The sequence below is a fragment of the Pseudoalteromonas sp. NFXS39 genome, assembly GCF_040148775.1.
GTDB lineage: Bacteria > Pseudomonadota > Gammaproteobacteria > Enterobacterales > Alteromonadaceae > Pseudoalteromonas > Pseudoalteromonas apostichopi.
Genome location: NZ_JAGDEC010000003.1, coordinates 65,010 through 78,754 on the forward strand (window position 1 = coordinate 65,010; position 13,745 = coordinate 78,754).

The 13,745-nt window shown below is 41.1% G+C and carries 14 protein-coding genes; 12 read left to right on the top strand and 2 right to left on the bottom strand.

Annotated features, from left to right (window positions below; translation table 11 throughout):
* On the top strand, positions 1–1,296 hold the full coding sequence (gene envZ, locus J3455_RS06490; protein WP_054562852.1) for a two-component system sensor histidine kinase EnvZ: 1,296 nt from the start codon (positions 1–3) through the stop codon (positions 1,294–1,296).
* A 321-nt stretch (positions 1,297–1,617) separates the two neighbouring features.
* On the opposite strand, the gene J3455_RS06495 is transcribed toward envZ, so the two are convergent.
* Positions 1,618–2,322: a 2OG-Fe(II) oxygenase gene (locus tag J3455_RS06495; RefSeq protein ID WP_054563475.1), complete on the bottom strand. Its 705-nt coding sequence runs from the start codon at positions 2,320–2,322 to the stop codon at positions 1,618–1,620.
* Positions 2,323–2,358: 36 nt separating this feature from the next.
* Here J3455_RS06495 and J3455_RS06500 point away from each other — a divergent pair, with 36 nt between their 5' ends.
* From J3455_RS06500 to J3455_RS06545, 10 genes are all read left to right on the top strand, one after another.
* Positions 2,359–2,757: an acyl-CoA thioesterase gene (locus J3455_RS06500; protein WP_130050344.1), complete on the top strand. Its 399-nt coding sequence runs from the start codon at positions 2,359–2,361 to the stop codon at positions 2,755–2,757.
* An 82-nt stretch (positions 2,758–2,839) separates the two neighbouring features.
* Complete coding sequence (locus tag J3455_RS06505; protein WP_349561378.1) at positions 2,840–3,418, top strand: anthranilate synthase component II; 579 nt, start codon at positions 2,840–2,842, stop codon at positions 3,416–3,418.
* A gap of 48 nt (positions 3,419–3,466) precedes the next feature.
* Positions 3,467–4,627, top strand: a complete 1,161-nt coding sequence (locus tag J3455_RS06510) for an HDOD domain-containing protein (RefSeq protein WP_130052232.1) — start codon at positions 3,467–3,469, stop codon at positions 4,625–4,627.
* Positions 4,628–4,996: 369 nt separating this feature from the next.
* Positions 4,997–6,202, top strand: a complete 1,206-nt coding sequence (locus tag J3455_RS06515) for an aspartate aminotransferase family protein (RefSeq protein WP_349561380.1) — start codon at positions 4,997–4,999, stop codon at positions 6,200–6,202.
* Positions 6,203–6,282: 80 nt separating this feature from the next.
* Complete coding sequence (gene astA / locus J3455_RS06520; protein WP_349561381.1) at positions 6,283–7,299, top strand: arginine N-succinyltransferase; 1,017 nt, start codon at positions 6,283–6,285, stop codon at positions 7,297–7,299.
* Positions 7,300–7,317: 18 nt separating this feature from the next.
* Positions 7,318–8,787 carry a succinylglutamate-semialdehyde dehydrogenase gene (gene astD / locus J3455_RS06525; protein ID WP_175083053.1) on the top strand — a complete coding sequence of 490 codons (1,470 nt, stop codon included), beginning with the start codon at positions 7,318–7,320 and terminating at the stop codon, positions 8,785–8,787.
* Positions 8,788–8,915: 128 nt separating this feature from the next.
* Positions 8,916–9,263 (top strand): DUF3802 family protein, encoded by a 348-nt coding sequence (locus tag J3455_RS06530; protein WP_054563480.1) that lies wholly within the window; start codon positions 8,916–8,918, stop codon positions 9,261–9,263.
* Positions 9,264–9,405: 142 nt separating this feature from the next.
* On the top strand, positions 9,406–9,819 hold the full coding sequence (locus J3455_RS06535) for an OsmC family protein (RefSeq protein WP_130050348.1): 414 nt from the start codon (positions 9,406–9,408) through the stop codon (positions 9,817–9,819).
* A gap of 87 nt (positions 9,820–9,906) precedes the next feature.
* Positions 9,907–10,719: an adenosylmethionine decarboxylase gene (gene speD, locus J3455_RS06540; protein ID WP_130050349.1), complete on the top strand. Its 813-nt coding sequence runs from the start codon at positions 9,907–9,909 to the stop codon at positions 10,717–10,719.
* Positions 10,720–10,847: 128 nt separating this feature from the next.
* Positions 10,848–12,356 carry an NAD(P)H-hydrate dehydratase gene (locus J3455_RS06545; RefSeq protein WP_349561382.1) on the top strand — a complete coding sequence of 503 codons (1,509 nt, stop codon included), beginning with the start codon at positions 10,848–10,850 and terminating at the stop codon, positions 12,354–12,356.
* 16 nt (positions 12,357–12,372) lie between these two features.
* Here J3455_RS06545 and J3455_RS06550 read toward each other — a convergent pair whose 3' ends face one another.
* Positions 12,373–12,822, bottom strand: coding sequence for a response regulator (locus J3455_RS06550; RefSeq protein ID WP_130050351.1), 450 nt, complete (start codon positions 12,820–12,822; stop codon positions 12,373–12,375).
* 158 nt (positions 12,823–12,980) lie between these two features.
* Here J3455_RS06550 and J3455_RS06555 point away from each other — a divergent pair, with 158 nt between their 5' ends.
* Positions 12,981–13,739 carry an XRE family transcriptional regulator gene (locus J3455_RS06555; RefSeq protein WP_130050352.1) on the top strand — a complete coding sequence of 253 codons (759 nt, stop codon included), beginning with the start codon at positions 12,981–12,983 and terminating at the stop codon, positions 13,737–13,739.
* Positions 13,740–13,745: the final 6 nt, after the last annotated feature.

Below are 13,745 nucleotides of genomic sequence, written 5' to 3' on the forward strand. Positions count from 1 at the left end.
ATGGGCATGTTTCCACGTAGTGCGTTTGGACAAACAGTATTTTTGGTTGCGGCCTTGCTGTTAATCAATCAAATTGTCTCTTATATCACGGTCAGTTTTTATGTTGTTAAACCAACTATAGAACAAGTAAACCTGATCCTATCTAAACAGGTGAAAACCGTGTTTATTGAATGGGAAGAGGGGGTTGAGGTAAGTAAGGAAGCCTCTGACAAGTTTTTTGAGATCACTGGCATTGAAGTCATGACCCAGCGCCAAGCAATGAGTGAAGGCTTGGCTGAAACTCGTGAATACTCGATGCTATCGCGAAGCATGTCGAAAGAGCTTAACGGCTCTGCACGGGTGCGTATTAGCCAAACAGATCCTCTTGTTTATTGGGTTGAAGCACCGCAAGCACCAGGCTACTGGGTGCGTGTGCCGCTCACTGGATTGCAAGAAAACAACCTAAAGTTCTTAACCTTTTATCTATCAAGTATTGGTTTTTTAAGTGTTCTCGGTGGCTGGTTGTTTGCCCGCCATCTAAATAGACCTTTAAAAGCGTTGCAACAAGCGGCTGTTAAAGTGGGAGTGGGCGACTTTTCTACCAAATTAGAAGAGCAAGGCTCTACTGAAGTCATTGAAGTAACCCGTGCATTTAACCAAATGTCACGGGGTATTGCTGCGCTTGAGAATGACCGTCGATTATTAATGGCAGGCGTTTCTCATGATTTGCGTACGCCGCTTACACGGATTCGTTTAGCGACTGAAATGATGTCGGATGATGAAGATTACCTTCGAGAAGGGATCATTCATGATATTGAAGATATGAACGCCATTATCGACCAATTCATTGAATATTTACGTCACCACAAGCGCGAAGAACTTGAGCTAGAAGACTTAAATGCGATCGTTTCTGAAGTCGTTGAGGCTGAGCAAAAACATCACCGTACTATTACCTTTAAAGAGAATCCAAGCTTAAGCGAAGTGCCAGTAAGTATGGTGGCGATAAAGCGTGTTGTTACTAATATGATTGAAAATGCAATTCGCTATTCAGATGGTGATATAGAGGTCGAAACCCGCGTGAGCAGTAATAAAAAGTTTGCCATGGTAGTAGTTAATGATCACGGCCCGGGGATCCCCGAAAGTGAACTTGAAACTGTATTTGAACCGTTTAAACAAGGTGATGCCGCTCGCGGTAGTGAAGGCAGTGGCTTAGGTCTTGCGATAATTAAACGTATTGTCGATATGCACGGCGGCCGAGTACAACTACTTAATCGCCCAGAAGGTGGTCTCAGCGCGCAGATTTATTTGCCGTTTTAAAAGTATTAAGCTGTAAGCCTTGAAAGGTGCTGAAGCAATGATGAAATTTAAAGGAAGTAACAAGATAACTATTAAGATAGTTAGCCAGTTTAAAGCCATTTGAATGAGAACAGCTGGTTCATAAAGTGCAAAATGCATGAAATCGGCAATTAAAATTTTATTTTCATAAATTTAGTAGTTACAGAAATTTCCAAGTGAACATAGCCATTACTTGTGCTCTCATTTATCAAAGCAAACAAAAAGCGCGGCATCAAATGCCGCGCTCTTTTAATTTAAAGCTTAAAACTTACAGCTTTTAGCTTAGATTATTATTGCTTACCGTCAGGATTGTGGTTGTCCATAAATTTGTTCTGCGCGGTTGAATAAAACCCACGACGTTAAAATATACTTATCATTTGAAATAGGCTTATTACCACGGTGAGTGTGGGTAAAGTAGCCCGGTGCTACGACCATAGAGCCCTGTTTGGGTGATATTTTTCGTTGTTGATAGTAAAATTCAGTTTCCCCACCTTCCTCTACATCATTTAAATAAAACATAAATAACAGCACGCGATGTAGGGCCTCGTTATGGCCAGCTTGCGGGTATACCTCGCTATGCCAATAAGGGTAGCCACCTTTATTGATATCGTATTTTTGTGCTTGAATTGGACCCATGCGGAAAATTTGCTGCACTAATAGTGGCAACTGTGGTTTACCGACTTCTTCAAAATTGTCTTGTGTTAGGTCAACAGGTTTGCCCGTTTGCGGATGGTAAACCTTTAAACCAAAGGCACCAATCATCATAAAAATATGCTCTTCAAGGTATTTGAAGACGTAACCCGCGGTCGTTTGTTGAATATGCTTTAGTTGCTCAGCGTATTCAGGGTGGTTATTAAGGTATAAATCGCGACTGTCTTTTTTCGCTAGATCGACACCACCTGAGGTAATGCCTTGTTTTAAATGCGGGCTTTGTTCAAATACCGTGATAAAGTTGTCGCAAAATTCTTTGCTGAGGGCGTTTTCGTATACGCGAATAAAGTCCGTCATGAGCTACCTTTAGTTTATATTTTTTATAGGGTTACTATGTTTACTGAAACTATCACACCACGCTTTAGCGAAACAGATGTGCTAGGGCACATCAACAATACCGTACTCCCTGTATGGTTTGAAGCCGCCCGAGCGCCTATTTTCAGGTTTTTTACGCCCGATTTAAACCCTTATGAGTGGAAACTGATCATTGCCAAGGTTGAAGTAAGCTTTGTGGGTGAGTTGTTTTATGGTCACGATGTTACAGTGAAAACCAGTGTTGAGCATGTCGGTTCTAGTTCATTTGTACTTCGCCAAGAAGCTTGGCAGCAAGATAATTGCTGTGCAGTTGGTAAAACGGTATTAGTTCGTTATGACTTTGCAAATAAATGCTCGAAAAAACTTGATGAGCAAGAAAGAGCTGCCCTTACAGCGCATTTAATCGCTGAGAAATAAACCATTTTTTGCCGACATTTATGAGTGCTTGGGGTAAAATGCGCCTTCATTATTTTGACTGAGTAATTTTGGGTTACACGCAATGCTGTTAATGATCGACAATTATGATTCGTTTACATACAACCTAGTGCAATATTTTCAGCGCTTAGACCAAGATGTATTAGTTAAACGAAACGATGAGATTAGCATTGCTGAAATTAAACAGCTTAACCCAGAGCATATCGTACTTTCACCCGGGCCATGTTCACCAAATGAAGCAGGTATTTCTCTGCAATTGGTTGAACAATTAAAAGGGCAGTTGCCAATTCTTGGTATTTGCTTAGGGCACCAAACTATTGCTCAGGCTCTAGGTGCTGATGTTATTCGTGCCAAGCAAGTGATGCATGGGAAAACCTCGTTAGTTAAGCATAACAATCAAGGTGTGTTTAGCGGTTTGGCCAACCCGCTGACGGTATGCCGATACCACTCTTTAGTGGTGGATAAACAAAGCCTGCCTAGTGACTTCACTATTACCGCATGGACAGAACAAAATTCTGATTTTGATGAAATTATGGGGATCATGCATAATGATTTAGCACTTGAAGGAGTACAATTTCATCCCGAAGCAATTTTGACCCAACAAGGGCTTGAATTACTTGCTAACTTTTTAACTCGCTTCTAACCTTAGGCTAGTGAATTAACAAATATGAACGACAATACGCCTGTGCAAATGACCGAAGAAACCCGACAACAAAGGACTGCGATGGTGCTTAATGAGCGCGCACACGATCTTTTGCTTGGTCACAGTTTTGCACAGCGTCAAATTGGCTTTATTCATACCTTAGAAATTGATTATGGCGAGTCAATGGAGCAGCGTACTCTATTAGAAGTAGAGGTCGCTGCCGAGAAAAAGCGTCAAAAGAGCAGTACAGCTCACCATAAATACCGTGCTCAGGCGAGTAAACAGTTACACCAAGTAATTGAAGCTGCCATGCAAAAGCAGCTTGAAGATATTGATTCAGTTATCCACGAAACTATCGGTATCCAAGACAGTGTACCTGCTATTCTAGATATTCTAGCTGTGCGTTCAGCCTCAGTGGGTCGACTAGAGCCATTAGTTAAAGACTTAAGTTGGTTAGGTCGTGAGCTCGTTGCGTTTGTGAATTTACCTTTTTATCGAAAACAACGTAATAAACACACTTCAGTTCAAGTTGATAATCCATTATTAGCGCTGCGTTACATAGGCTTAGACAATTTAAAGTTTGTGGTGCCGACATTTGCGGTACGCCATTGGATGCCACACAGCACAGAGCCATTTCCACTACTAAAACGTCGACTTCGTGATAACTCAATGGCGTGTGCCATTGCAGCTCAAGAACTTGCTAAATTAAATGGTGTAAATGAGGTGCACGCGTTTACCTTAGGTATGCTACTCGACGTGGGTAAGATAGCGCTAGTTCGCATATACCTTCGTATTTTCGAGTTAGTTTGGCAGCGTCAAGTAACGAAAGCCCGTGATGAGCAAAAGAAAGACTTACACACTGCTTTATTAGAACTAAAACCTGATCCATTATTTTTAAGCACCTTGCTAAATAAGCAGTCGATGAAGGTAACAGCGACCGTGATTGAGCAAATGGACTTTAGATATTTGCCATTTAATGCGGTAATGCAGCAATTAACTACACCCTTAGCTAAAAACGATGAATATTTGCCACTTACTAAGGTGATTTTAAAAGCTCGTTGTTACGCGCAGTATTTAAGTTTAAATGAGCATCAATTGGTCGAAAATGACGAAACTGAACGTTGGTTTACGCACTTCGATTTCACCAAGGAAGAGCTTAATCAGCTAGCAAAATGCAATTTTGATCGCTTTCATATTCAAATTAATTAAAAAAATTGTTAATTTTTTTGCGACTATTCATTCATTGTTTATCAATCTGCAGCGACAAATTTTTTGTCATCAGCCTGTGCTTGGCTCACTAGCCGTACGCCTTTTTATAGTAATTAGACCAAAAAACAGCCTTCAAATAGTTATTCACTATCCATGAAAAAATATCTCAAGCCCTTTATTTTCAAGGGCTACATGAAAGTTTTCTAAGAGACAGGACGAAAATTTTCTGGAATAATGGATGAATGAAAATTGAACCAAAGAGTTATTTTGGTGATTTTGCGCTAAGCTCAATCGGCTAAGTAAAATGGCTTGGTTTGGCTTTAGAGCGCCACCTTGCTCTGTGTGTGCTTACAATTAAGAGGATATAAAATGACAGTCAATCGCGAATTATTTGATCAAGTAATGGTTCCTAACTATGCACCATCAAGTGTTATTCCAGTTCGAGGCGAAGGGTCTCGCGTATGGGACCAAGAAGGTCGCGAATTTATCGATTTTGCTGGTGGTATTGCTGTTAACTGTCTTGGTCATTGTCACCCAGCTCTTGTAAGTGCATTAAAAGAACAAGGCGAAAAAATTTGGCACTTATCAAATGTAATGACTAATGAGCCAGCTCTTCGCTTGGCTAAAAAGCTAACTGACGCAACATTCGCAGAAAAAGTGTATTTTGCTAACTCTGGTGCAGAAGCAAACGAAGCAGCACTTAAACTAGCACGCCGTTTTGCACTTGATAACTTTGGTGAGCAAAAGTCACAAATTATCTCATTTAACAAAGGTTTCCACGGCCGTACATTCTTTACTGTAACGGTAGGCGGTCAAGCTGCATACTCTGATGGTTTCGGTCCTAAACCGGGTGATATCGTTCACTGTGACTACAACGATTTAGCGGCATTTGAAGCGCTTATCTCAGACAGCACGTGTGCGGTAATGATGGAGCCTCTGCAAGGTGAAGGTGGTATCATTTCTCCAACTGCTGAGTTTGTTGAAGGTGTTCGTGAGTTATGTACTAAGCATAATGCACTACTAATCTTTGATGAAGTACAAACAGGTGTTGGCCGTACGGGTGAGCTTTATGCTTATCAAGGTTTAAATGTAACGCCAGATATCTTAACGACTGCAAAAGCGTTAGGTGGTGGTTTCCCTATCGGTGCGATGATCACCACAACTGATATTGCTAAGCACTTAAAAGTAGGTACTCATGGTTCTACTTACGGTGGTAACCCACTAGCATGTGCAGTAGCAGAAGCAGCATTCGACACAGTAAATACTCCTGACGTACTTAATGGCGTTAAAGAAAAATCAGCGTTATTCCGTGAGTTACTAACTGCGATTAACGAAAAGTACAATGTATTCACTGAAATCCGTGGTGAAGGTCTTTTAATTGGTGCTGTAGTAACAGAGCAATTCAAAGGTCGTGCAAAAGAGTTTTTAGTGGCTGGTACTGCAGAAGGCGTTATGTCTTTAGTGGCTGGCGCTGATGTTGTTCGTTTCACTCCGTCACTTGTAATTCCAGAAGCTGATATCCGCGAAGGTATGGCTCGTTTCGAAAAAGCAGTTGCAAAAGTCGTTAACAGCTAAACGAAACTGTCATTTCAGGGCAAGCTAAGCTTGCCCACATTTCTTAATTTACCGTTATTTATAAGGGAGCAAGCGGACTTATGATGATCCTTCGCCCAATCCAGCAAAGCGATTACCAAGCGTTAGTAAAGATTGCTGATGAGTCAGGCCATGGCTTTACGTCTTTGCCTAATAATGAAGAGTTATTACAAAAGAAAATTGATCATTCTGTCAGCTCATTTGCAAAAGCAGCGCAGCAGCCAGGTGATGAAGGTTACTTGTTTGTTCTTGAAGATAGCGAAACGGGTGAAGTTGTAGGGACTTCGGGTATTGAAGCCGCTGTTGGTTTAGATGATGCTTTTTATCATTATCATTTAAGCAAAGTTATTCATTCATCTCGTACGCTAGACGTGTATAAAGCCGTTGATATTTTAACCCTGTGTAATGATTACACCGGTGCAACTGAGCTATGCACATTATTCTTAAAAGATGGCTACCGTAAAAACAATAACGGTAAATTGCTTTCAAAAGCGCGCTTTATGTTTATTAACCAACATAGAGAGCGTTTTGCTGATACCGTAATTGCAGAAATGCGTGGTGTGTCAGACGAAAGTGGCGAAAGCCCATTCTGGCAATGGCTAGAAGAGCACTTTTTCTCAATGGACTTTCCAACGGCAGATTACTTAACGGGTATTGGCCAGAAAGTATTTATTGCTGAGTTAATGCCTAAATACCCAATTTACGTCAACTTACTAAGCAAAGATGCACAAGCTGTGATTGGTCAAGTACATGACAACACACGCCCTGCGATTGAACTATTAAAGAGCGAAGGTTTTACCTTTAATGGTTATGTAGACATTTTTGATGCAGGCCCAACTGTTGAAGCAAAAGTAGATAACATTGCTACGGTCAGAAATGCCCACACAGTTAAAGTTGAAATTGGTGAAAGCCAAGGCGACACCACGGTATTGTTAGCAAATGATAAAATTGCTGATTTTAGAGCAACCGTGACTCAAGTTAGCCTATCATGCGATGCCGATAGCGTCACAATCTCAAGTGAATTAGCAAAAGCACTTCACTTAGAAGCGGGTGATTCAGTATCACTAGCAGAACTATAGAATTCAGGAGACATATTAATGACTCATGCAGCGCAATTTATTAATGGTCAATGGCAAGCAGGCCTTGGTCATACTTTTCAATCTGTAAACCCAGCAAATAATGATGTTATCTGGCAAGCAAATACTGCCACTGCTGAACAAGTAGACGGCGCAGTCGCTGCTGCACGTGAAGCGTTTTACAGCTGGGCTGATAAAACATTTGCAGAGCGTTTAGCGATTGTAAAAACATTCGCAGAAACGCTTAAAGAGCACAGCGAAGAATTAGCGATTGCTATCGCACAAGAAACAGGTAAACCACTTTGGGAAACACGCACTGAAGCAGGTGCGATGGTGGGTAAAATTGCTATCTCTGAAAAAGCATTTTTAGAGCGTACAGGCGATGTTGAAAACCCAATGCCACAAGGTCGTGCGATGATCCGCCACAAGCCTCATGGTGTTGTAGCTGTATTTGGCCCTTATAACTTCCCAGGTCACTTACCAAATGGTCACATTGTACCTGCATTATTAGCAGGTAATACCGTGGTATTTAAACCGTCTGAGCTAACGCCAGCAGTTGCTGAGTTAACGTTAAAGTTATGGCAAAAGGCGGGTCTCCCTGCAGGTGTAATCAACCTTGTGCAAGGTGAAGTAGAAACGGGAAAAGCGCTTGCATCTCATAAAGGGATCGACGGTTTATTCTTTACTGGCTCTTCGCGCACTGGCCATATTTTACATGAACAGTTTGCTGGTCAACCGGGTAAAATCTTAGCCTTAGAAATGGGTGGTAATAACCCGCTTATCGTTACTGATGTTGCTGACACTAAAGCGGCTATCCACGATATTATTCAATCAGCGTTTATCTCTACAGGTCAACGTTGTACCTGCGCGCGTAAGTTATTCTTACCTGCGGGCGAGCAAGGTGATGCCATCTTAGCGGGTCTTATTAAAGCAACTAAAGCTATTAAAGTCGGTGACTACGACGCAGAAGAGCAACCTTTCATCGGGTCAATGATTTCTGCTGCGGCAGCAGCTGGTATGGTCACAGCACAACAGCAACTTGTTGAGCTTGGCGCTGAGGTGTTAGTTGAGCTAACTCACAAAGAGAATACCGGCTTTGTAACACCGGGTATTTTAGAGTGTACAAATGTCGCTAACTTCCCAGACGAAGAGCACTTTGGACCTCTTCTTAAAGTATTCCGCTTTACCGATTTTGATGCCGCTATTGATAAAGCTAATGATACTAGCTTTGGCTTATCAGCTGGTTTGTTGAGTGACAGCGCAGCAGATTACGACCATTTCTTACGTCGTATTCGTGCGGGTATCGTAAACTGGAACAGGCCTATCACAGGTGCATCAAGTGCAGCTCCATTTGGTGGTATTGGAGCATCGGGTAACCACAGAGCAAGCGCATATTATGCCGCTGACTATTGTGCATACCCCGTAGCTTCGGTTGAGCTTGAAAAAGTAGCGATGCCAGCGACATTAAGTCCAGGCTTAAAAATCGATTAGTAATCGTAAATAACTATAAAAAGCAGCTTTGGCTGCTTTTTTTGTATGAGATGCGTGGCAAAGGTAGCAATTAAAAGCGCTTTCTGCTTAAATCTAAAGAGGTAGTTTTTTATTAGGTGTGAAGTCGTATGGTTTTAGATAGGCAAGGGTATGATGATCTTGTCATGTATCTCACTCAAAATTTAGCGCTTTTTGAGAAGCCGGGTCAAATTAAACCAGGAGCTCCAACAGTGTTAGAGCTGATTGAAGACGTGATAGCAGAAAACGTCATGTTACTTTGCGAACAACACACAGAGCTTAATACCGAACAACGCAGCCAAATTGTCCGTGAAGTCGACGGTATTGTATACGACTTACAAGAAGTGCTAAGTAGCGTTACAAATCACACAGTAACCGTTGAACAACATGCCTTTATTGACGAATTTGCCGGATTAGTGAAAAACTTATTCGATAGCGCAGTTGTAGAAAGCGCATAATTTATAAATAACTACAAAATTCTAGTCTTTCAGCGAGTAGCTTGAAATAAGCTACTCGCTTTCATATAGCTTACCTTTTATCCCTTGCATCTGTGAGTGACTTGCTTACAATCAAACAAAATAACTTTAAGAGATAAAACACATGCAAGCGAATGTAAAATGGGTAGATGGCGATACGTTTATTGGCCTTTCAAATTCAGGTCATAATGTAGTTTTTGATGCAGGTAGTGATAGCGCAGCGCCAAGCCCAATGGAAATGGTCTTAATGTCAGCTGGGTGCTGCTCATCTGTTGATGTTGTTAGTATTTTAAAAAAAGCAAAACAATCATTTTCTGATGTGCAAGTTAAGCTAACAGCAGAGCGTGCTGAGTCAGCTCCTCGCGTGTTTACCAAGATTAATCTACACTTTGTGGTCACTGGTGATAATGTTTCAGAAAAGCACCTTGCTCGTGCCGTTCAATTATCTGCTGAAAAGTATTGCTCTGTAGCCTTAATGCTTGATAAGACAGTAGAAATTACGCATAGTCATGAAGTTGTGCAAGAACAGGTAAAATAACGCTTTTTCCGAGCAGAAAATTCGTATAAAATCCGCGAACTTTTATTTCTGCTGGTGCAGGTTCACTCGTTTTAAGGTTGGTTTAGCATGAATAAACCCTTCGATAAAATTAAGCTTCATGGCTTTAATAACTTAACTAAGAGCTTAAGCTTTAGTATTTACGATATTTGTTACGCAAAGACTGAACAACAGCGTAAGGAATATATCGAATATATCGACGAACAGTACAGTGCTGATCGCCTGACCGATATTTTAGGTGAAGTTGTGGATATTATTGGCGCAAACATTCTAAATGTTTCTCGCCAAGATTATGATCCGCAAGGCGCTAGCGTGACAATCTTGATCTCAGAAGAGCCAATTGAACAGCAAACGACGTATGAAGTTGATGAAGCGCCGGGCCCTCTTCCTGAAACAGTTGTAGCGCACTTAGATAAGAGCCACATCTGTGTTCATACATATCCAGAAGCACACCCTGATGATGGTATTTGTACGTTCCGTGCTGATATAGAAGTATCAACATGTGGTATAATTTCGCCATTAAAAGCGTTAAACTTCTTAATTCACAGCCTTGAGTCTGATGTTGTAACCATTGACTACCGTGTACGTGGTTTTACGCGTGACGTAGATGGTGTTAAACACTATATCGATCACGCGATTAACTCAATTCAGAACTACATGACTGAAGATACTAAAGAAGCGTACCAAATGATGGACGTGAATGTGTATCAAGAGAACTTGTTCCATACTAAGATGATGTTAAAAGAAACTGACCTGAATACTTATTTATTCGGTGTTTCTACAGCGGATTTATCTGAAGAAGAAGAAGAAGTTATCTACTCAAAGCTGACTCGCGAGATGCAAGAAATCTTCTACGGCCGTAACTTGCCAGATACAGAGTAAGTAACCACAAGCTTTAAAGAAACGGCGCGTAATGTAAGTTACGCGCCGTTTTTTATTCCTTAAAGCTGCTCATTGACTACATTAGCCTGTACTTATATGCTGGTTAAAAGGCCAATTTAAGGATAGAGATGTCAGTTGTGCTCTCGCAGTCGGTATTTTTAGCAGAACAAGTTCGTGAAAATGAAGGCCCAGCAGCTAAGCGCTCTGGTGTAACTTTATATGAGCTTATGGAGCGAGCAGGGCTGGCTACTTATCAGCAAGCTATCAGCTATTTTCCTAAAGCAAGTACATTCGTTGTATTAGCTGGCGTTGGTAACAATGCGGGTGATGGCTATGTTGTTGCCCGCTTAGCTAAACAAGCGGGTAAGCAGGTTACAGTTATTGCTGGCTTACAAGATAAACCTCTCAAAGGCGATGCGCTGAGTGCTCAGCAAGCTTGGCTCAATGCTGGGGGAGCAATAACAACGGATGTTAGCGCTATTGAACAAGCAGATATCATCATTGACGGTTTGCTCGGTACAGGTATTCAAAGCGAGGTACGCGAACCTTTCTCAGAGTTGATCAAAGCCGCTAATGAAAGTCAAAAGCCGATTGTTGCCATTGATTTACCATCAGGCATTCATGCAGACACAGGTGTAATACAGGGGATCGCAATAAAAGCGGCACTCACTGTTACCTTTGTGGGTATTAAACAAGGTTTAGTGACAGGGCAAGGACGAGCACATGCAGGTAATCTTGAGTTTACTGACTTAGGTATTGGAGATACCTTTTTAAAACTGACAGCACCCACTGCTGAGCTTATCAATTATCAAAGTCAATCACCGCTCTCTCGACGTGATAATAACAGTCACAAAACTAACCATGGTAAGTTGCTATGTATTGGTGGTAACGCAGGGACAGCGGGTGCAATTCGTTTGACCGCAGAAGCCGCTCTTCGGACTGGCGCAGGTATGGTGAAGGTTTATACTCACAGCAGTTCTATTTTGCCAGTCAGTATTGGCCGACCAGAATTAATGGTGACTGATACAAACTTAATTAGTGCATTAGAATGGGCAAGTTGTATCACCATCGGCCCTGGGCTTGGACAAGACACTTGGTCAGAAACAACATTTGAAACTGTCATGCAGTATTGTTTCACTAATAATAAACCTCTGGTGATTGATGCTGATGCACTTAACTTAATGGCTCAGCATGCTTCGTCATTCCCATTAGTTAATACAGTTATAACACCACACCCCGGTGAGGCTGCAAGGTTACTCAATTGTCACGCAAGCGATATTGAAGAAAATCGCTTTCATGCGGTAAAGCAGCTCGCACATAGCTATACCACTACTTGTGTACTAAAAGGTGCTGGTAGTTTAATTGCTGACACTAACCAAACATGGGTGTGTACAGATGGAAATCCTGCACTTGCGGTTGGCGGCAGTGGCGATGTTTTAACAGGCATCATAGCGGCCCTGATCGCACAGGGGCTTACTCCTCAGCAAGCAGCTTGCTTAGGCGTAACCTTACATGCAAAAGCTGGTGATATTGCCGCAGAGCGTGAAGGCGAAAGAGGCATGTTACCGAGTGATTTGTTTGTCGTTGTAAGGAAGCTGATAAAAGAATTGGCAAGCAGTGCTGACTTGAGCAGGTAAGGCTAAATATTTCGCCTTAGTCTAAGACTATCCTAGCTTGAACAAGCCAATATTGAGTTAGCATTTTCATTGAATCAACTAAATCATAATAGCTAGAAGGCTTGGTCATAAAGGCGTTAGTACCTAAGCTATAACATTGCTTAATATCAACCTCTGAATCAGAAGTCGTAAAAATTATGATGGGAATATGGCGGTAACGCTCCGATTTTTTTAGTTCGACTAACGCTTCTTTTCCACCCTTTCGTGGCATGTTTAGGTCTAATAAAATAAGGCTTGGTAGAATTTTATTTTTATCGAGTGACTCAAGTAATTGCATGCCGTCATCAACAAATTGAATTTTATTTTCATCGACATTATTTTCAACCAGGGCATCACGGATGAGTTCTTGATCATCGAGGTCATCATCCGCAACTAAAATATAGCTCACAGAGCGTAACTTTTTGATAAATAATTTGTCGTTAAACATTAGCAACTCCTGATTAGCTTATCTTTTTCACGTAGATACTTATAAATAAAACAACAAATTAAATAATTAGTTAATCGAATAGTATATACTTTAGTTAAGTAGGTGTTATATTAACTTGCTTATACCCATAATACAAACATAAGTTTATTAATAACCCAATGACAGTAAATCTTACTAGTACTAATAGAGTGGTAGCTCTTCGCGAAAGTTTGAACCTTTCTCAACAAGAGTTTGCCGATAAAATAGGTATAACTCAGGGGGCTCTATCACAACTGGAGGCTGGCAAGTCGACCCTATCTCTCAGTACTATTATTAAAATCAGCAAAGTGTTTAATGTAGATTGTAACTGGCTTATTTTTGGTATAGAAGGATTTGATGACTCGAGTTTCCAGAGTTATCAAAAAGCCTTAGAGACTTCATTTATTCCACTTGTCAATGAAGAAGCTCAAGCTGGTTATATAGAACAGTGTAGTGATGAAGACTATATTAAAACTCTGGATGTTTATAAAATTCCGGGGTTTGAAAATGGCAATTATCGACTATTCGAAGTTGAAGGCGATAGCATGATGCCAACTATCCGCCCCAGAGAAACGCTGATCACTGAGCAAGTCAAGGATATTAATCAGTTAGAGAATGGTTCAGTTTGTGTTGCTGTCACTAAAGATGGCATTGTCGCAAAACGCCTCTTTAGCCACAAGACAGACCCCGTCAGTTACTTATTTAAGAGTGATAACCCTGAGTACAAAACATATTCAATTCAGGGAAGTGATATCTTAGAAATCTGGCATGTAAAAGCAAAAATAAGTTCTATAACCGATCAAGACTCACATATGCAAAGTCAGCGTTTTGAGTCTATTGAAAATGAAATTAGACAACTTAAAGAGCATATTAATAGAGTTTTACCGCCACAATCGTAGCGGTAA

Excerpts from the sequence above, each read along its gene's own strand:
- J3455_RS06505 (WP_349561378.1), top strand. The coding sequence starts at position 2,840 with ATGCTGTTAATGATCGACAATTATGATTCGTTTACATACAACCTAGTG.
- J3455_RS06535 (WP_130050348.1), top strand. The coding sequence starts at position 9,406 with ATGCAAGCGAATGTAAAATGGGTAGATGGCGATACGTTTATTGGCCTT.
- J3455_RS06510 (WP_130052232.1), top strand. The coding sequence starts at position 3,467 with ATGACCGAAGAAACCCGACAACAAAGGACTGCGATGGTGCTTAATGAG.
- J3455_RS06550 (WP_130050351.1), bottom strand. The coding sequence starts at position 12,822 with ATGTTTAACGACAAATTATTTATCAAAAAGTTACGCTCTGTGAGCTAT.
- J3455_RS06530 (WP_054563480.1), top strand. The coding sequence starts at position 8,916 with ATGGTTTTAGATAGGCAAGGGTATGATGATCTTGTCATGTATCTCACT.
- J3455_RS06555 (WP_130050352.1), top strand. The coding sequence starts at position 12,981 with ATGACAGTAAATCTTACTAGTACTAATAGAGTGGTAGCTCTTCGCGAA.
- J3455_RS06545 (WP_349561382.1), top strand. The coding sequence starts at position 10,848 with ATGTCAGTTGTGCTCTCGCAGTCGGTATTTTTAGCAGAACAAGTTCGT.
- envZ (WP_054562852.1), top strand. The coding sequence starts at position 1 with ATGGGCATGTTTCCACGTAGTGCGTTTGGACAAACAGTATTTTTGGTT.
- J3455_RS06500 (WP_130050344.1), top strand. The coding sequence starts at position 2,359 with ATGTTTACTGAAACTATCACACCACGCTTTAGCGAAACAGATGTGCTA.
- speD (WP_130050349.1), top strand. The coding sequence starts at position 9,907 with ATGAATAAACCCTTCGATAAAATTAAGCTTCATGGCTTTAATAACTTA.
- J3455_RS06495 (WP_054563475.1), bottom strand. The coding sequence starts at position 2,322 with ATGACGGACTTTATTCGCGTATACGAAAACGCCCTCAGCAAAGAATTT.
- astA (WP_349561381.1), top strand. The coding sequence starts at position 6,283 with ATGATGATCCTTCGCCCAATCCAGCAAAGCGATTACCAAGCGTTAGTA.
- astD (WP_175083053.1), top strand. The coding sequence starts at position 7,318 with ATGACTCATGCAGCGCAATTTATTAATGGTCAATGGCAAGCAGGCCTT.
- J3455_RS06515 (WP_349561380.1), top strand. The coding sequence starts at position 4,997 with ATGACAGTCAATCGCGAATTATTTGATCAAGTAATGGTTCCTAACTAT.